Raw genomic sequence first — 16261 nt, 5'->3', positions numbered from 1 at the left:
TCGACGGTCAGTTCGCCGTGGCGTTGTCGTACGCGCGTTGCGCGGCCTGCTGCGCGTCGGCCAAGGCCTGCTCGGTCGTCTTGTCGCCGAGCAGCACAGCGGTGATGGCGTTGTTCAGCTCGTTCTGGATGTCCTGCCCCGCCGGAGATGAGCCGAACGACTTCCCGCTCTGGACGACGTCGTAGTAGGCCGAGATGACCTGGTCGAAGCCGGCGTCGCCGGTCGGCTCGACGAATCGGTCGCGGATCATCGTGTCGGCTTCGGGTGAGCCGGTGAACAGGCCGGTGTTGAGCCCGCCTTTGCCCGATATGGTCTCCGCGCGTGCGGTCCCGGCCGCCATCCACGCGTCCGTCGACGTGAGGTCGGTCATCCAGGCACACGCCGCGGCGGGGTTCTTCGCACCGGCGGGGATCACGAACGCGGTCCCCGAGGCGAGAGAGAACGGCTTCCCGTCGGCATCGCGGAACGGAACCGCCTTCAGCGAGATCCGGTCGCGATAGGCGCCGAGCACGTTGGGGTACCACTGGTTCGCGACCTGCGCGCCGACCTGGTTCTGCACGAACTGGTTGGCGTCGCCGAAGGTGTCGAACGAGTCGGTGAAGCTCTTCACGGCGGCGTAGCCGCCCTGGGCATCGGTGATCTGCTTGAGCGCGTCGATACCCGCGGCGTTGGCCGGGTCGTCGAGGGTGGGCTTCCCGTCGGCGTCGGTCAGCTGTCCGCCCATGCCGAGCACCCAGAGGCCGCCCTGTCCGGTGGCAACCGGGTCGAGGCCGAGTCGCGTGGGGTTGCTGCCCGACGCCTGGTAGATCTTGCTGATCGCGGCCAGGAGGCCGTCCATGTCGGAGGTGTCGAACTGCTCGGGCGTCACGCCGGCCTCGTTCAGCACGTTCATGTTCAGCAGGATCGCGGGCGGCTGGTAGAACTGCGAGACCGCGTAGACGGCATCCTGGTACGTCACGTCGTCGACGACGTTCTGGTACCAGCGCTCGGTCGGATCCACGCCCTTCGCCTCGAAGCATGCGTCCAGCGGCATGATCAATCCCTGAGCGGCATACGTTGTGACGTAGCGGCGATCCATCTGCACGACATCGGGCACGTCGCCGCTGGCGATGCGCGTCGTGAACTTCTGGGCGTCGAAGGCCGTGGCATCCAGGGTCACCTCGACATCGGGCAGTTGTTCGGCGGCATAGTCGAGACGGGATTGCCCGACGTCGTCGGCGTTCTCGAAGCCCCAGGCGGCGAGGGTGCCGCTCGGTGCGGCGGAGAAGTCGGCGTCGGCGGCGGGATCGTCGTCGCTCCCGCTGCAGGAGGTGAGAAGGAGCGCGGATGCCGCGACCGCGGCGACACCGGCGAGGGAGCGTTTGCGCATGATGGGGTCCTTTCGAGACGGGGGGATCTCAGCCCTTACGGCCTTGGGTGGCGACGCCCTCGACGAAATATCGCTGGCCGAAGGCGAAGATGATGAGCATCGGGAGGGTCACCAGAAGAGAGGCGACCATCACGTACTGGTAGTCGCCCTGTCCGCCCGCGCTGGGGCTGTATTTCGTCATGGCGTACGCGATGCCCAGCGGCGCGGTGAACTCCTCGACGCTGCCCGCGTTCAGATAGATGAGCGCTGCCTGGAGGTTGTTCCAACTCGCCTGGAACTCGAAGAGGAACACGATGATGAACGACGGGATCGACAACGGCATGGCGATCCGCCAGAACAGGCCCCACGCGCTGCAGCCGTCGAGCCGTGCCGCCTCGAAGAGCTCGCGCGGGACGCCGAGGAAGAATTGCCGCTGCAGGAAGATGTAGAAGGCCGAGCCGAAGAGGTTCATGCCCCACAGCGGCACCCACGTGCCGAGCAGCCCGGTCTCTTTCCAGATGAGGTAGATCGGGATCATCGTCACGGCGCCCGGCAGCATCATCGTCGCGAGCACGAGACCGAACAGCAGTCCTCGGCCGGGGAAGCGGAAGTACGCGAAGCCGAAGGCGACGATCGAACTCATGACGGCGACGGTGGTCGCGGCGAGCAAGGCGATCGCCACGCTGTTGAACATCCAGCTCAGCAAAGGCAGCTGGTTCCACACCTCGACGTAGTTGCCGGGGAGGAAGGTCTTCGGAATGAGGGCGTTGTCGAACACCTCGCCGCGCGGCTTGAGGCTCGCGGCGAGCAGCCACGCGAAGGGGTAGAGGAACAGCAGCGCGAACAGCACGAGCACGCCGGCGAGGATGACCCGGCCGGCGAGCGTCTTCGGCTGCTTCAGTGCCCGGCGCCACCGGGACGGCCCGGCGGCGGAGGCCGTGAGCTCGGGGCGGGCCTGGGCGACGCCCGGGGTCTGCAGGGTGTTCGTCATCAGCGGTCCCCCTCGTAGTAGACGAAGCGGTTGCCGAGGCGCACCTGCACGAGGGTGATGAGCAGGATGATCACGAACAGCAGCCACGCCATCGCGGCGGCGAACCCGAAGTTGAACTGCCGGAACGCCTGCTGGAAGAGATAGATCGCGTAGAAGAGGGATGCCTCGGGCGAGGCGTTGCTCTGATCCCGCCAGAACAGCAGGTAGGCCTGGTCGAACACCTGGAACGCCGCGATCGTCAGCACGATGACGTTGAAGAACATCGCGCCCGAGATCATCGGCAGGGTGATGGAGAAGAAGCGGCGGACGGGACCTGCTCCGTCGATCTGCGCGACCTCGTACAGGTCGACGGGCACGTTCTTGATCGCGGCGAGGAAGATCACCATCGTGCCGCTGACCGTCCACAGTGCCATGATCACGATGCTCGGCTTGACCCATGCGGGATCGACGAGCCACTGCGGACCCGGGATGCCGATGGCCCCGAGCGCCTGGTTGACCGCTCCGGAATTGCCGTTCAGCAGCAGGAAGAACACCGCCGCGGTCGCCACGGCGGGCGTCATCTTGGGCAGGTAGTACAGGGTGCGGAAGATGCCGGCGCCCCGGCCGACCCGGCTGAGCAGCAGCGCGAGGAACAGGGCGAAGGCGATCTCGAGCGGAACGGCCATGACCGCGTAGAACAGGGTGTTCCCGAGCGAGACGGCGACGCGCGGGTCCTCGAAGAGCTGCGCATAGTTCGAGGTGCCGACCGGCCGGGCGGCGCCCGTTGCCAGGTTGTAGCTCGAGAACGAGATGACGAGGCTGTAGATCATCGCCCCGGCGGTGAAGATCAGGAACCCGATGATCCAGGGCGAGATGAACAGGTAGCCGGCGAGGGCCTCGCGGCGGTTGTATTTCACCTTCTGCCGCGGGACGCGGCGTTTCGCGGAGGAGGGATCGGTGGTGTCGTCGTCTCTTGGCCGGGCGGGGGAGAGCGTCACCGGAAGAACCGGTCGGGGGCGGTGGTCTCGATGCTCATGGGGGTCTCCTCTCGCGTGCGCCTTCGTCGTCGAGAAGCGCTTCGCCAGGGTCGAGAAGCGGGGAGAAGGGGTCCAGGGCGTTGCCAAGCGCGCGCGAACGTGGGATAACCCGCGTCCCCCGGCACGAGGACACCCGCCTCGCGCGAGGTCACGGGAAAGAAGCGGCTCGGACCACGTGACATCGCACGATCGTGTGCTCGCGCACAAGGGTGGGCCGGCGTCAGCGCCCGTCGAGTGCGCGGAGGTACCGCCGCGTCATCCAGGACTGCACCCGCCGGCCGACGGGAGCACCGAGACGCGTGAACCAGCGCCCGGGCGAGGAGAACGCGGCGATGTCGAACACCACCTCACCAGATGGCGTGAGGGTCAGGGTGAACCGCTCTTCCCCGCGTTCGGGGTGACCGGGCAGGGTGCCATAGGCGAAACCCGCGAGGGTCTCGGTGCGGTCGGCCCACACGACGAGGCACGGAATGCGGAAGCTCAGGATGCCGACGCCCAGGCGCATCGTCACGCGCGTGCCCGTGCGCATCGGGGTGTCGGACAGGTCGATCCGCGCACCGGCGCGGCGCTGCGCTTCTCCCGCGAGCAGGGCGTCGGCTGCCCTGGCGAAGTCCTCGGGGCCCCGACCGATCACGCGACGGGCGCGCACGTGGTGGTAGCCCGCGGGCATCTGCCCGGCGGTCGCGCCGACCTCGTCGTACGTCAGCTCGCCCATGGCCTCACGCTATCGGGGGCCGTCAGTGCGGCGGGTGGGTCTTGCGGATCCCGACGATCAGCTCCCGGTGAGCAGGGTGCAGGTAGAGGGCGGTCGGGCTCTCGAAATGGCATGCCGGGTGGAGTGCCGACGTGAATCTGACCTCGACGTGGGGCCTCTCGCTCAAGACTTTGTCCACGGCTCTGGCGACGTACGTTTTCATCACGTTCTCGTGCTCCTCCACACAACCGACGCGGGAAAACTCGGGATCGACAACGAGGGTACCCATTCGAGTGAATGAGATGAAGGGGTCTCGGCGGGCGTCCTGCTGCGCGGCCCGCACACGAGGTGCGCGGCGGCGTCGGAGGGGGATGCGAGGATGACGCGATGATCGACTTCCGCGAAGCTCGCCCCGACGACATCGACGCGATGGTCGAGGTGCAGAACGCCATCCACCGCGCGGGCCTGCGGTCGTGGCCGGTCGACGCCGCTCTCGTCGAGGAACGATACTTCGACGCGGAGCACTCCGTCGCGTGCACCGTCGCCGTGCGAGACGGCGTGGTCGTCGGCTTTCAGTCGCTCAAGCGGGCGTGGCCCGGCAACCCGTACGGGGTCGAAGAGGGGTGGGGCATCATCGGCACGCACATCCACCCCGACCTCGGGCGCAGCGGCATCGGGCGGAGCCTCTTCGCGCGATCGGTCGCCGCGGCGCACGCCGCGGGGCTGCGGCACATCGATGCCACGATCGGCGCCGACAGCGAGCCCGCCCTGGCCTACTACCGGGCGATGGGCTTCGTCCCCTACCGGGAGACGGACGGCGCGATCCCGCACCGCTACAACCTCTGACGCGCGCTTACGCTGAGGGCATGGTGTCGACAGTCCCCGGTGCGCTCGCGTGATCGACGTCGCCGAGCACCTCGCCGCGATCCTCGAGACGGTCGTGCCGCTCGAGCCCGAGCCACGTGACGTCGCGGCCGCGCGCGGCCGGGTGCTGCGCGTCGCCGTGCACGCCGCTGTCGACGTGCCGGGGTTCGATTGCTCCGCGATGGACGGCTTCGCCGTGCGTGCAGACGACGTCACGGGCGTGCCGACGACCCTGCGGGTGGTCGCCGACCTGCCGGCAGGCGCCGACCTCGACCCGCCGATCGCGGCCGGCGAGGCGGCTCGCATCATGACCGGAGCCCCCGTGCCGACGCACGCGACCGCCGTGGTGCCGTTCGAAGACACCGCCGACGGGCTCGCGGGCGGACTCGGTCCGGTGACGGTGCTCATGGTGCCCCGCGGACCCGGCGCGCATATCCGTCGTCGCGGGTCCGACGTGCGGGAGGGGTCCCTCGTCGTCGCCGCCGGGGTACGGCTCACCGCCGGTCGGGTCGGTGCGATCGCGGCATCCGGGGTCGGGACCGTCTCGGTCGCTCGCGCTGCACGGATCGCCATCGTGTCGACGGGATCCGAGCTGCGACCGGCGGGAACACCGCTGCGACGCGGGCAGATTCCCGAGTCGAACAGTCTGCTGCTCGCCGGCCTCGCCGAAGAGGCGGGGGCCGAGGTCGTCTTGCGCACCAGTGTCGACGACAGCGGTGACGGCCCGCGCCGGGCGATCACCGCCGCCGAAGCCGCGGGCGCCGACGTCGTCGTGTTCTCGGGCGGGGTGAGCGCGGGCGCCTACGAGGTCGTCAAGAACACCCTCGGCGATCTCATGCGGTTCGAGCCGGTGCGCATGCAGCCGGGCAAGCCGCAGGGCTTCGGTCGTTCCGAGGCGGGGACGCTGCTGTTCGGACTGCCGGGCAACCCGGTGAGCGCGGCGGTGTCGTTCGAGCTCTTCGTGCGTCCCGCCCTGCGCGCGCTCGAGGGTGATCGTGAAATCGGCCGCTCGCGTGCCGTCGTGCCGTTCGCCGCCGAGTGGCGCGCGCGGCCCGAGCGGGCGCAGTACGTGCCCGTTCGGATCGACCGGTCAGACCCGGCGTTCCCGGTGGCCGAGCCGGTCGAACGCGGTACGCGCGGCTTCGGAGAGGCGAACGGCCTCGCCGTGATCCCCCCGGGGACGCGCGCGACCGGCGCGGGAGATCCCGTCGAGGTGCTGCTGTGGTGAGCGTGGACGCGATCCTGCTCGCCGGTGGACGCGCCTCGCGCGTCGACGGGGCGACGAAGCCGTTGTTCGAGGTGCACGGAACCACCCTGCTGGACGCGGCGACCGGGGCCGTGCGCTCCCGTGGTGCGCAACGGATCGTCGTGGCCGCACCCGCGCTCGCCGACGACCTCGACGTCGAGTGGGTGCGCGAAGACCCGCCCTTCGGTGGACCGGTCGCGGCCATCGTCGCCGCCCTGACCCGCGTACGCGCCGACGAGGTCTTCGTGCTCGCGTGCGACCTGCCGACCGCTCGCGCTGCGGTCGGTCTCTTGCCCGACGAGCTGGCCCCGGACATCGACGGCGCTTGCCTGGACGATGGCCGCCGACAGTGGCTCATCGGTCGCTACCGTGCCGCGGCGCTGCGGGAGGCGGCATCCGGCCTCCCCGAGAAGGGGCGCGACGCCTCGATGCGCGCGTTGCTGGGCCGACTGCGCATCGCCGCGATCGCCGCGGACGCGTCCCTGACGCGCGACATCGACACGTGGGACGATCTCCGGATAGCCCGAGGAGGAGCCATGACCGATTCCCGCACCCTGCCGCCCGAGGCGCTGAACGACTGGAGCGCCGCGCTCGCGGAGCGCTTCGGCCTGGCCGAGGGCGACATCCCCATCTCGTTGATCCTCGATCTCGCTCGTGATGTCGCGAACGGGGTGGCCCGGCCGGCCGCGCCGCTCAGCGCCTTCGTCGCGGGTCTGGTCGCCGGTCGTGCCGGTGGCTCACCCGCCGATACCGAGGCCGCTGTCGCCGCGGTCGTCGAGATGGCCCGCGGGTGGAAGAACGACTGAGCGGGCTACTCCCCAGCTGCTGATCGTCGCCCCGCGCCCCGTGGCGGGCTTCGCGCTCGTGTGGGTAGCGCTCATCGCCGTGCTGTGGTGGCAGCAACGACGCTCGGGTGGCGACATCGACCGGCGGGCCGTGCTGCGCCTGGCGCCCGATGTGATCCGCCTGGTGCGCCGCCTCGCCGTCGATCCGGCCGTGCCGCGGGCGACGCGATGGTGGCTCATCGGATTACTCGCCTACCTGCTCTCGCCGATCGACCTCGTGCCCGACTTCCTGCCGATGATCGGCTACGCCGACGACGCGGTCGTGGTCGCGATCGCGCTGGGATTCGCCATCCGTCATGCCCGGGATGCCGGCCATCGAGCGCCACTGGCCGGGGACGCCCGAGGGGTTGAGCAGCGTCTTCCCGGCTCGTCGGTGCGGCGAGGGACTGAGGGTCAGCCGAAGACCCCCGACAGCACCACCGTGCGCGTCTGCGGGTCGATGGCGGCTCCCGGGTGGGGTGTCTCCCGTCGAAAATTGTTTACTGTCACTCGAAAAGCCCGGACAGCACGATTGTCCGAGCGCGGGGGTCCAGAGCGACCGTTGCGTTGTGGCCCGACGCGGAGAAGAGCTCGTCGAGCGCGGGGCCACCTTCGAAGGGGCCGGCCGGTAGCTCGGCCCGCATCCCTGAGACAACCTCTGGAGCAGGAACTGAGCTGAGATCGCCCAGTGCTCGCAGCGCCTCAACCTCGGATTGCGGAATGACTGCAACAACGTCGACCCAATATGTCGTCGGCCCGACGTCAGACGAGCCTGTCGTGCCGCCCATCCATTTGATGGACTCTGCCGCCGCGAGCTGCGGGTAGCGCTTTGCGATTGGCTCGAGGTCGGTGCGCAGGGTGCCATCGCCCTGCTTTTCCGCTGAGCGGCTTGTCATGTCGTTCCCCCTGGGTTGGTGTGACGTAGGCGCACAGCCCGTCGCGCTCGCGAGTGTGACCGCGAGAATAACGGCGGCGACGTATCGACGCATCATTTATCGACCTTCGTTTGGTGATGGTGAAACGGTCACGGTCGAGGGGTCGCCGACCGTCCAGGTGACGGTTCTTGTGACGCTACCGCTGCTGTCGAAGGGTTTCGCCCAGCCAATCTCTGTGAATCGACCGTTCTCGTCATCCGGGGCATCCGACGCTATGTCTGCCTGACCTCGGTTGAAGTTGTAGTGGTCATCGGCGTGCACCGTGACTGTCATTGTGGCGGTGTTGCCATTGACCACGACATCGCCGCTTGGCCACTGCTGATGACCGCCGATTGCCTTTTGCCAGTTCTCGGTGGTGGGGTAATGAGCGGTTACGCTGGGCTGCCCCGTGAAAGAGAAGGAAGAGTTCCCGCTTCCGATGAGTTCTTCGGCCGCTTGCCGCGCAGCCGCAATCTGCTGGTCAACATCTGCCCGTACGCCGCTGTCGTCTAGGTACGCCTTCTCGTAATCGAATTGCCAATCGTCGCCCGTGTTGCTCCAATAGTGGGAGTACGCCTCGGTTGCGTCCGAAAGGTCTGGCCGGAGCAGTCGAGCCCCCGCCAGTTTGGTTTTCCATTTCTCCGAGCTCAAAAAATCATCAAAGTCCGCGCTCTCCGAGCCGTAGATAAAGTCTTCATCCCACGTGTAGCTCGGCTGCTGGGGTGGACCGATCCGAAACCTTCCATCAGATGTCACTGTCCCCGCGGCCGACCCATCGCCGTCAGGCGAATCGGCGAAGATCGCTGCAACCTCGGACATTTGCGATCCCAGAGTGGTGAGCTGTGCCGACGCGTCTTGGGCAGAGTGTTTGGCAGCCCATTCGCGCCGCATCGCGAACGCGTCGGCAAGGACACTGTCGAGTCCCGCAGATGCAGCGGCGTCTCGCAGGGCGTCTGGCGGGGTCGCTGACGGGAGCAGATCCAGTGCCCTCAGCGCGCTGGATCTGACATCCTCCGCCTCGGACAGCAACCCCGAAGCGCGCTTCGCTGCAGCCGATAGCGAGGAGGAGAACTGCGAAAAATTGCTCATGGCCGCCGCGGCAGCGTCGCCAGAAACCCCTCGAATGCCGGGATCGCCGACACACGCCCGATGAACGCCCGCAGCGTTCTCCCACAGCGAAGAGTAGGCGCCGAACGCGTCGTGACCGGCATACGAGGAGCTCTCGGCGAACTCGGTGAGGAGTTGCTCCCAGTGTCCGGTCACAGGGTCTTGCCGATCTCGAGATGGTCTGCATGGATGGCGCGAATGGTTTGAGCCGACTGGTCGTCGAATCCTGCGATATCCGTGGCCGCCGAAAGCAAATTGCCGGCCAGCTGTTCGGAAAGGCTCGAAGACAGCTTCATAGCCCGGTGCGCGGCTCGCTCTGCCTGTGACTGAGCTCGATCGAAGGTGGCTGCCAGCGCACTCCTCCGGGGCCGCTCGGCGAACGCCATAGGCGTCAAGTCTTCCCCGACCGCCCGTGTCTGATTGACGACGTGCATCACCCGATCGGCGTCTACTGAGATCATTTCCAGCCCCCCTGGCTTTGATCACGCGGATTTGGAACCAACTGTATCCCCGTCGACTCGCCACATAGGAGGTTCTCTACAGGGTGAAATTGAAAGTCTCACGGGTGACAGATCCGATCTCCGGAGGCTGACGCTGTGGTGGGAGCGAAACGGAAGGATCGTCGACGGGCGATGTCTTGATGACGTACGTCGACGACAACGTCGCGGCGAATATCGGACACCAGTGGTGTGCCCGTCTTGCTTTGGATGTCCTGGTCGCGCTGGGCTTCGCCATCCGTCATGCCCGGGATGCCGGCCATCGAGCGCCACTGGCCGGGGACGCCCGAGGGGTTGAGCAGCGTCTTCCCGGCTCGTCGGTGCGGCGAGGGACTGAGGGTCAGCCGAAGACCCCCGACAGCACCACCGTGCGCGTCTGCGGGTCGATGGCCACGGTCGCCCCGTGGCCGCCCGACGAGAACAGGTCGTCGAGCCCCGGCCCCCCTTCGAACGGGCCGGTCGGAAGTCTCGGCGCGAGGTCTCCGACGAGGGCGGGCGGATCGACCGTGACGAGGTCCGCGGTCGATCGATACACGTCGATCTCGGACTCCGGCATGACCGCGATCACGTCGACCCAGTACGTCGAGGGTCCGACGCCGCTCGCGCCCCGTTCCGCGCCTCCAGGACGTCGTACATCATGGGGGGAAGCTAGCCAGGCACATAGCCAGATTCAAGACTCACGGCCCCACGTACTCCCCGCGCGGGCGCAGTCGCATCGCGGGTTCGGCGTACTCCGCGGCGATGTGCGCGATCCATCCCGCGATCCGCCCCAGCACGAAGATCGTGCTCGCGGCATCGTCGGGCAGGCGGGCGCCCGAAACCAGCGCCGCCAGCGCGAGGTCCACGTTGGGCAGCAACCCCGTCCGGGCGGCGACGACCTCGGACAACCGGCGCACGGCATCCATCGTCCGGTCTCCGTCGGGCAACCCGGCCAGAAGGGGGAACAGTGCCGCGGCCCGGTCGTCGCCCCCGGTGTAGAGCGGATGGCCGAAGCCCGGGATGCCGTTGCCCTCCTGAAGCGCGTCGGTCAGTGCCCGCTCGGGTTCCTGACCGCGGTTCACCCGCGTGAGCAGTCGCGCTGTGCGGGTCGCGGCGGAGATGTGCAGCGGGGAATCGGCCGCGCCGAGCGCAGCGCTGACGGCGGCGTAGCCGTCGGCGCGCGCCGAGGCCGCGACACGCGCGGCGAACGTCGAGACCGCCAGGTCGTGGTCGATGGCGAGGACCAGCGCGGCGTTGACGGCGGTGATCGTCGCGTCGTCGGCGGTCGCGGTCCACGTGCTCGTGAGCGAACGCGCGAGATCGGCGTGCGGGCGCCCGCCGAGGGCGATGGGCAGGCCCGTGAGAAGGGTCCAGCCGATGCGGTGGGCGGTGCCCGCCGAGGCGTCGTAACGCAGGGGGTCGTCGGCGGCGAATCCGGTGAGAGCGGCGCGTAGACGATCCATCGATCCGGCCGGGAACGGGAGCGCCTCGACCATCGCGCGGGCGCTGCCGATCGCGGGGTCGGGGGCGTCGATGCGCTCCGCGTTCCACAGCCAGGCGACGACCTCGGCGAACGGCTGAGGGATCAGGTCGCGGGTACGCCGCCCCCGGTAGAGCAGCTCGTCGTCTTCGATATCGGCCACGTCGGTCTGCACGACCCCGAGGGGCATGCCGGTCGTGGGGTGGGTGGGCGTCCGGACGGCCGCGCGACGGCGACCGGCGGCGAAGGCCTCCACCTCGAGTGCGTCGAAGGTCGAGCCGCGGGCGTCGCGCTCGCGGGGAAGGAGGCCCCGCGACACGTAGGCGTACACGGTCTCGGGTTTGACGCCGAGGCGGGCGGCCACCTGAGCGGCGGAGAGACGGGGGAGAGGCGCGCTCATCTTGATCCGATCAACGTTGACGCTATCGTCGTCATGTTCGCACACTGAGCGCATGAGCGACCTGATCGATGTGCCCCGCGGCCTGAACGGCGTCGTCGCGGCCGAGACGACCATCAGCGATGTCGACGGCGACGCCGGCGTCTACCACTACCGAGGCCTCTCCGCCGTCGACCTCGCGCGCACCCGGTCGTTCGAGGATGTCTGGCACCTACTGGTTGTCGGAGAGCTCCCGGATGCCGCGACCCGGGCCGCCTTCGCCGCGCGCGTCTCATCCGCCCAGTCCGATCCGGCCCTGCCCGATCTGGTCGCCGCGGTTACGGCCCGCACCGACCAGCCCCTCGCGGCGCTGCGCGCGGTGTGGACGCTCACGGCATCCGCCCGCTCCTCCGCGCCGCTGTACGACCTCGCTCCCGCCGCGCGGCTCGACGAGGCGATCACGTTCGCCGCGATGACGCCGCTCGCGCTGGCTCCCGGGAGTCCGAGCGGCCGGGGGGTCGTCGCCGACTACCTCGAGCGGGTGACCGGCCGCGAGCCCGACGAGGAGCACGTGCGCGCACTGTCGGCCTACCTCGTCGCGGCGATGGACCACGGTTTCAACGCCTCGACCTTCACGGCCCGCGTGATCGCCTCGACCGGGGCCGACATGGCCTCATGCCTGTCCGGCGCGCTCGGGGCGCTGGCGGGGCCCCTGCACGGCGGGGCTCCGGCCCGCGCCCTCGACAGCCTCGACCGCGCGGGCGACGACCCGACCGCCTGGATCGCGGGGGAGCTCGCCGAGGGACGGCGTCTGATGGGCTTCGGGCACGCGGTGTACCGCACGAGCGACCCGCGCTCCGAGCTGCTCCGCGGCGTTGCCGAACGACTCGGAGGAGATCGCGTCGCCCAGGCGCTCGCTTTCCAACGCGAGGCGGAGCGGCAACTCGCGGAGCGACGCCCCGAGCGCCCGCTGCACGCCAACGTCGAGTTCTACGCGGCCGTGGTGATGGAGCAGTGCGGCATCCCGCGCGCGATGTTCACGCCCACCTTCGCCCTCGCCCGCACGATCGGCTGGACCGCGCACGTGCTCGAGCAGGCGGCCGACCCGAAGATCATCCGCCCGGCGGCGCGGTACGTGGGGCCATCGTTCAGGGGCTGAGCCGTCAGCCCAGCAGCTCGAGACCGCTGAACAGACCGATCGTCACCGACAGCAGACCCGCGGCGACCCCGGCGATGAACCCCGCGGCGGCGAGCTCGCGCGCCATGCGCGCGTTCAGGCTCAGGATTCCGCACACGAACGAGACCACCGCGAGCACCCACATGCCGATCTGGATGAACGGGAGGTTGTCGATTTCGGCGATCGCGCTCGCCGTGGCGATGAAGAGGTACCAGGCGATGACGATCACGCCGGTGACGATCGCGACGATCGACACGGCGCGGAGATCGCCCTTCGGCGTCGGGGGTGCCGGCGGCTCTTCGCGCGGCGGGATGTCGACGGCCGGTTCGAGCGAATCGGGGAGGTCGTCATCTGCCATGCCTCGATCCTCCCAGGTCGCGGCTGCATTCGGCAGGTCTTGACGGGCCGCGCGTCCCGCCACGACACCTAGGCTCGTGGGGTGAGAACCGTCGGAGTCGACCTCGCCGCGGGAGCCCCCGGCACCGCTCTCGCCGAGATCGTCTGGTCGGGCGGTACGGCGCGGCTGACGCGGCTCGAGATCGGGATGCAGGATGCCGACATCGTGGCGTCCGTCTCGGCCGGCGAGGCCTGGCTCGGCGTCGATTGCCCGCTCGGTTGGCCCGACGCGTTCGTCGATTTCGTGCAGGCCCACCACTCCGACGTCGACCCGCGGCTCGGGCCGGTCGACGGGGGAGCCGACTGGCGCCGCACGCTTGTCTACCGCCACACCGACCACGTCGTGCGCGAGCGCATCGGCCGCTGGCCGCTGAGCGTCTCGACCGACCGGTTGGGGGTCACCGCTCTGCGTGGCGCGGGCCTGCTGCGCCGCCTGGCCGCAGCGGGATTTCCCGTCGACCGCGCCGGCGAGGGGCGCCTGTTCGAGGTCTACCCCGGTGGGTCGCTGCGCCTGTGGGGCTTCGACACGACCGGATACCGAGTGGATGCCACCCGCCGGGCCGTCCTGCTCGACGCACTGACCCGGCGCGCGCCGTGGCTCGACCTCGGAGCGTTCGACGACCTCGCCATCGCGAAGGCCGACGCTTTCGACGCCGTCATCGCCGCTCTCGCCACGCGCGCCGGGGCTCTCGGGGCCTTCGAGCGACCGGCATCCGAGAAGCTCTCCGTCGCCCGACGCGAGGGGTGGGTCGTGTTGCCGGACGGACCGTTCGAGGCCCTGGCGTCGATCTAGGCTGGCGGCATGTGGGGCGATCGCGGAGCGAAGGCGGCCGAGAAGCGCGTGCAGCGCTTTCTCGAGGACTACGACGCGCAGTGGCGGCGGGCGGCGCCCGCTTTCGAGGACCGTGCCACGAGGCGTGATGCGTTCGCCGAGTGGCGGGATCTCACGATTCCTTTGATGCGAGATCACGTCGGGGGAGACCGCGTTCGCCTGGACTCGTCATTCGGGACGCCGCCGCAGTACGGGGTGGCCGTCGAACGGATCGTGCGGTCGGAGGTCGAGGGCGACCGCGCGTTCGTGCTGACCGAGGTGTTCGAATCGCAGACGCGCAAGAAGCACGAGTACGTTCTCGAGCGCGACGGGCGCGGGTGGAAGATCACCGCGATCGAGCAGCACTTCGACGATCCGCGGACCCCGTTCTCGGGTGCGGAGCAGGCACACGCCCTCGCCGCCGACGCGACGCCGGACGCTCGCCTCGACGACGTGCCCGTCGAGCAGAGCGGCCTCGACGAGGTCCGCAACTTCACCGAGCGCACGGTCGTCCACCGGCGCAGCCAGGAACCATCAGAGGTGCGCGTCTCGCCGGCGGGAACACTCGTCACCTCATCGGGTGTGCTCGCGGTGCTCGACTTCGGCTACGACAACGACGACGCGCGCCCCCTCGCCCGCAGCGTGGCCCCGGGCTCATACCCGGTCGAGCGGGTGACCGGGTTCGGTCGCAACGCCGCCCTGCGGGTGCGCTTCAGCGAACGGATGCCGGTGACCTGGCATCCCGCCGATCTGCCGTCCGGACCGGGGCACTTCTTCGGCGTCGACGCCGGCTCCGTCTGCATCGTCGACCTGCCCGCGTACGCGACGATGAGCCGCCGGGCCAAGGCGGCGGCGTTCACGGACTACATGTACGCGCCGTCACCGAGCGTGCAGGAGGTCGCGCTCGGCTCCCGCGACGTGGGGATCGTCGCGGAGTCCGGGTACGGCGACGGTCAGTACCCGGTGTACTGGGGGCTCGACGAGACGGGTGCGGTCGCCCAGCTCGTCGTCGACTTCCTGGTGCTCGTCACCGCGGATGACGAGGGGAACTGGCGGCACCTGTGACATCAGGGCCGTGATCCTGCGGGTGGGCGCTCTGCGCGGCCGTCAGTGTGTGGTCCTCGGGGCAGGGTGGAGTGAGGGTGCCGAGGCTGAGGGCTTCGTCGCAGAGCCTCCGAGAACCTGCCCACTCAATAATCTGCGAACGGGCTCATGTCATCGGGCAGTCGGAAGCATGGTGAGAAGGACAAGATCTCGATGCGGGAGCGATCGAAGCTGAGGGTAAGCGAGTAAGACGAGCCTGCGGGCCCGACGACAACCGCGGAGGGTGCGCCGTCGTGAGTCGTGTCGGCCAGCGCCATGAATGGGGGCCTGTCAGCGAATCGTGCCACCACCTCGTCCACGATTTTCTTGTCGTCGACCGGGGCGGAGAGGGTCACGTAGTTGTGTCCGGTCCATTGATAGATGCTTTCAGCGCCGCAGCTCCAGAGGATGCCCTCATCGAGTTGCTCTGACGAGGCCACGCTGCTCGCAGGGACGTAGCCCGCTAGCTCGTTCTCCATCGACTGCGCGACCGCCTTCGCGCCGTACACGTCCAAGGTCTCGTCCACCGCGGCCCCACTCGCCGCTGTTGCGCACCCGCTGAGCGCACCGATGAGGACCAGAGCCAGGATCAGGGGGCTGAGTCCTCGTCTCACTGAATCACCTTTCGAAACGCGTCTTTCGGGGCCTGCTGGCTGATGCGTCAGTCCCAGAGTCCGCGAACACCGTCGTCGGCGGCCCGCACCTTACGTCCCGCGTCCGCCGCCCCCTCGCGTGCACGATCGAGCACCGCGCGAACCTCGCGCATTGAACGGGACCACTCCGACTGCGCGATGCGATAGGCGTCGCGCGCTTCTCCGGACCAGGCCGACTGCAGCGTCTTCACGGAAGTATCGAGGCGGTTCAACTCACCGTCTATCGCCGAGATGCTCGCGTTGATCTCGTCGAGAAATGACAGGTGCTTCGCGGGGTCGAGCTTGATCTGCATGAGCATTCTCTCCCTTTCAATACGCCGCGAACGGGCTCATGTCGTCGGGCAGCCGGAAGCACGGTGAGAAGGAGAAGATCTCGATGCGCGAGCGATCGACGCTGAGAGTGAGCGAATACGAAGAGCCCGCCGGGCCGACCACCCGTGCCCGAGGTACACCGTCTTGCGTCATCTCGACTCGCGACGCGAAAGGCGATCTCTTGGCGAACCTCTGCTCGATCTCGTCGACCGTCTGCCGCACATCCACCGGACGGGAAAGGGTCAAATACTTGTGTCCCGTCCACTGGAACACGCCGTCAAGTCCACAGGTGATGAGGACGCCTTTGTCGAGCTGCTCCACTGAAGACACACCGCTGGCAGGCACGTAGTCGGCCAATTCGTTCTCCATCGATTGTGCAACCGCCTTCGCGCCATGCACGTCCAAAGTCTCGTCCACCGTGCCCCCATTCGTCGTCGTCGAGCAGCCACCGAGCGCTCCGATGAGGGCCGTGGCCACGAGCACCGCGCAGAGT

Annotated in this window: 20 protein-coding genes and 1 pseudogene; 7 read left to right on the top strand and 14 right to left on the bottom strand. The window is 68.8% G+C overall.

Going from position 1 to position 16261, the window contains the following annotated elements; genetic code table 11:
- Positions 1-7 precede the first annotated feature (7 nt).
- The 5 genes from QBE02_RS09950 to QBE02_RS09930 form a co-directional block, all read right to left on the bottom strand.
- Positions 8-1369 carry an ABC transporter substrate-binding protein gene (locus tag QBE02_RS09950; protein WP_279365585.1) on the bottom strand — a complete coding sequence of 454 codons (1362 nt, stop codon included), beginning with the start codon at positions 1367-1369 and terminating at the stop codon, positions 8-10.
- Positions 1370-1397: 28 nt separating this feature from the next.
- Positions 1398-2339, bottom strand: a complete 942-nt coding sequence (locus QBE02_RS09945) for a carbohydrate ABC transporter permease (protein ID WP_279365584.1) — start codon at positions 2337-2339, stop codon at positions 1398-1400.
- Positions 2339-3235, bottom strand: coding sequence for a carbohydrate ABC transporter permease (locus tag QBE02_RS09940; protein ID WP_322476327.1), 897 nt, complete (start codon positions 3233-3235; stop codon positions 2339-2341). The genes QBE02_RS09945 and QBE02_RS09940 overlap by 1 nt, the downstream gene beginning before the upstream one ends.
- Positions 3236-3575: 340 nt before the next feature.
- Positions 3576-4070 carry a DUF1990 family protein gene (locus QBE02_RS09935; RefSeq protein WP_279365582.1) on the bottom strand — a complete coding sequence of 165 codons (495 nt, stop codon included), beginning with the start codon at positions 4068-4070 and terminating at the stop codon, positions 3576-3578.
- Between the two features lie 22 nt (positions 4071-4092).
- On the bottom strand, positions 4093-4338 hold the full coding sequence (locus tag QBE02_RS09930) for a hypothetical protein (protein WP_279365581.1): 246 nt from the start codon (positions 4336-4338) through the stop codon (positions 4093-4095).
- Positions 4339-4436: 98 nt separating this feature from the next.
- On the opposite strand from QBE02_RS09930, the gene QBE02_RS09925 reads away from it, so the two are divergent.
- The 4 genes and pseudogenes from QBE02_RS09925 to QBE02_RS16200 form a co-directional block, all read left to right on the top strand.
- Positions 4437-4895 carry a GNAT family N-acetyltransferase gene (locus tag QBE02_RS09925; RefSeq protein WP_279365580.1) on the top strand — a complete coding sequence of 153 codons (459 nt, stop codon included), beginning with the start codon at positions 4437-4439 and terminating at the stop codon, positions 4893-4895.
- A 49-nt stretch (positions 4896-4944) separates the two neighbouring features.
- Positions 4945-6141, top strand: a complete 1197-nt coding sequence (locus QBE02_RS09920) for a molybdopterin molybdotransferase MoeA (protein ID WP_279365579.1) — start codon at positions 4945-4947, stop codon at positions 6139-6141.
- The gene (locus tag QBE02_RS09915) at positions 6138-6965 is read left to right on the top strand and encodes an NTP transferase domain-containing protein (protein WP_279365578.1); all 828 of its coding nucleotides are present in this window, start codon (positions 6138-6140) and stop codon (positions 6963-6965) included. Before QBE02_RS09920 ends, QBE02_RS09915 begins: the two co-directional genes overlap by 4 nt.
- Positions 6886-7224: pseudogene (locus QBE02_RS16200) on the top strand (hypothetical protein); the annotation flags it as partial. The gene QBE02_RS09915 and the pseudogene QBE02_RS16200, both read left to right, overlap by 80 nt.
- 265 nt (positions 7225-7489) lie before the next feature.
- On the opposite strand, the gene QBE02_RS09905 reads toward QBE02_RS16200, so the two are convergent.
- From QBE02_RS09905 to QBE02_RS09885, 5 genes are all read right to left on the bottom strand, one after another.
- Complete coding sequence (locus tag QBE02_RS09905) at positions 7490-7879, bottom strand: hypothetical protein (protein WP_279367912.1); 390 nt, start codon at positions 7877-7879, stop codon at positions 7490-7492.
- Positions 7880-7975: 96 nt separating this feature from the next.
- Positions 7976-9160, bottom strand: a complete 1185-nt coding sequence (locus QBE02_RS09900; RefSeq protein WP_279365577.1) for a hypothetical protein — start codon at positions 9158-9160, stop codon at positions 7976-7978.
- On the bottom strand, positions 9157-9390 hold the full coding sequence (locus QBE02_RS09895; RefSeq protein ID WP_279365576.1) for a hypothetical protein: 234 nt from the start codon (positions 9388-9390) through the stop codon (positions 9157-9159). Before QBE02_RS09895 ends, QBE02_RS09900 begins: the two co-directional genes overlap by 4 nt.
- A gap of 451 nt (positions 9391-9841) precedes the next feature.
- Entirely contained in the window at positions 9842-10057 is a 216-nt protein-coding gene (locus tag QBE02_RS09890) for a hypothetical protein (protein ID WP_279365575.1), read from the bottom strand.
- Between the two features lie 121 nt (positions 10058-10178).
- Complete coding sequence (locus QBE02_RS09885; protein ID WP_279365574.1) at positions 10179-11360, bottom strand: citrate synthase; 1182 nt, start codon at positions 11358-11360, stop codon at positions 10179-10181.
- A 52-nt stretch (positions 11361-11412) separates the two neighbouring features.
- Here QBE02_RS09885 and QBE02_RS09880 point away from each other — a divergent pair, with 52 nt between their 5' ends.
- Positions 11413-12495 (top strand): citrate synthase, encoded by a 1083-nt coding sequence (locus QBE02_RS09880; RefSeq protein WP_279365573.1) that lies wholly within the window; start codon positions 11413-11415, stop codon positions 12493-12495.
- Positions 12496-12499: 4 nt separating this feature from the next.
- Here the strand turns inward: QBE02_RS09880 and QBE02_RS09875 are convergent, their stop codons facing one another.
- A complete protein-coding gene (locus QBE02_RS09875) occupies positions 12500-12871 on the bottom strand; it encodes a hypothetical protein (protein WP_056225328.1) in 372 nt (123 codons plus the stop codon).
- A gap of 81 nt (positions 12872-12952) precedes the next feature.
- Between QBE02_RS09875 and QBE02_RS09870 the strand changes: the two genes are divergently transcribed.
- Entirely contained in the window at positions 12953-13702 is a 750-nt protein-coding gene (locus QBE02_RS09870) for a DUF429 domain-containing protein (RefSeq protein WP_279365572.1), read from the top strand.
- Positions 13703-13711: 9 nt separating this feature from the next.
- Positions 13712-14785, top strand: coding sequence for a DUF4241 domain-containing protein (locus QBE02_RS09865; RefSeq protein WP_279365571.1), 1074 nt, complete (start codon positions 13712-13714; stop codon positions 14783-14785).
- A 125-nt stretch (positions 14786-14910) separates the two neighbouring features.
- Here the strand turns inward: QBE02_RS09865 and QBE02_RS09860 are convergent, their stop codons facing one another.
- The 3 genes from QBE02_RS09860 to QBE02_RS09850 all read right to left on the bottom strand — a co-directional run bounded on the left by QBE02_RS09860 (position 14911) and on the right by QBE02_RS09850 (position 16251).
- A complete protein-coding gene (locus tag QBE02_RS09860; protein WP_279365570.1) occupies positions 14911-15330 on the bottom strand; it encodes a hypothetical protein in 420 nt (139 codons plus the stop codon).
- A 134-nt stretch (positions 15331-15464) separates the two neighbouring features.
- The gene (locus QBE02_RS09855; protein ID WP_279365569.1) at positions 15465-15749 is read right to left on the bottom strand and encodes a WXG100 family type VII secretion target; all 285 of its coding nucleotides are present in this window, start codon (positions 15747-15749) and stop codon (positions 15465-15467) included.
- A gap of 16 nt (positions 15750-15765) precedes the next feature.
- The gene (locus QBE02_RS09850; protein WP_279365568.1) at positions 15766-16251 is read right to left on the bottom strand and encodes a hypothetical protein; all 486 of its coding nucleotides are present in this window, start codon (positions 16249-16251) and stop codon (positions 15766-15768) included.
- Positions 16252-16261: the final 10 nt, after the last annotated feature.

The organism is Microbacterium testaceum (genome assembly GCF_029761935.1).
Classification (GTDB): Bacteria; Actinomycetota; Actinomycetes; order Actinomycetales; family Microbacteriaceae; genus Microbacterium; species Microbacterium testaceum_A.
Note: the sequence above shows the minus strand (reverse complement) of the source record. Positions and strands in the feature narration are given on the sequence as shown.

What these genes read in the sequence shown, in the direction of transcription:
- QBE02_RS09935 (WP_279365582.1), bottom strand. Translation starts at nt 4,070, where the DNA reads ATGGGCGAGCTGACGTACGACGAGGTCGGCGCGACCGCCGGGCAGATG.
- QBE02_RS09875 (WP_056225328.1), bottom strand. Translation starts at nt 12,871, where the DNA reads ATGGCAGATGACGACCTCCCCGATTCGCTCGAACCGGCCGTCGACATC.
- QBE02_RS09950 (WP_279365585.1), bottom strand. Translation starts at nt 1,369, where the DNA reads ATGCGCAAACGCTCCCTCGCCGGTGTCGCCGCGGTCGCGGCATCCGCG.
- QBE02_RS09865 (WP_279365571.1), top strand. Translation starts at nt 13,712, where the DNA reads ATGTGGGGCGATCGCGGAGCGAAGGCGGCCGAGAAGCGCGTGCAGCGC.
- QBE02_RS09945 (WP_279365584.1), bottom strand. Translation starts at nt 2,339, where the DNA reads ATGACGAACACCCTGCAGACCCCGGGCGTCGCCCAGGCCCGCCCCGAG.
- QBE02_RS09885 (WP_279365574.1), bottom strand. Translation starts at nt 11,360, where the DNA reads ATGAGCGCGCCTCTCCCCCGTCTCTCCGCCGCTCAGGTGGCCGCCCGC.
- QBE02_RS09855 (WP_279365569.1), bottom strand. Translation starts at nt 15,749, where the DNA reads ATGCAGATCAAGCTCGACCCCGCGAAGCACCTGTCATTTCTCGACGAG.
- QBE02_RS09930 (WP_279365581.1), bottom strand. Translation starts at nt 4,338, where the DNA reads ATGGGTACCCTCGTTGTCGATCCCGAGTTTTCCCGCGTCGGTTGTGTG.
- QBE02_RS09895 (WP_279365576.1), bottom strand. Translation starts at nt 9,390, where the DNA reads ATGGCGTTCGCCGAGCGGCCCCGGAGGAGTGCGCTGGCAGCCACCTTC.
- QBE02_RS09925 (WP_279365580.1), top strand. Translation starts at nt 4,437, where the DNA reads ATGATCGACTTCCGCGAAGCTCGCCCCGACGACATCGACGCGATGGTC.
- QBE02_RS09890 (WP_279365575.1), bottom strand. Translation starts at nt 10,057, where the DNA reads ATGCCGGAGTCCGAGATCGACGTGTATCGATCGACCGCGGACCTCGTC.
- QBE02_RS09880 (WP_279365573.1), top strand. Translation starts at nt 11,413, where the DNA reads ATGAGCGACCTGATCGATGTGCCCCGCGGCCTGAACGGCGTCGTCGCG.
- QBE02_RS09905 (WP_279367912.1), bottom strand. Translation starts at nt 7,879, where the DNA reads ATGACAAGCCGCTCAGCGGAAAAGCAGGGCGATGGCACCCTGCGCACC.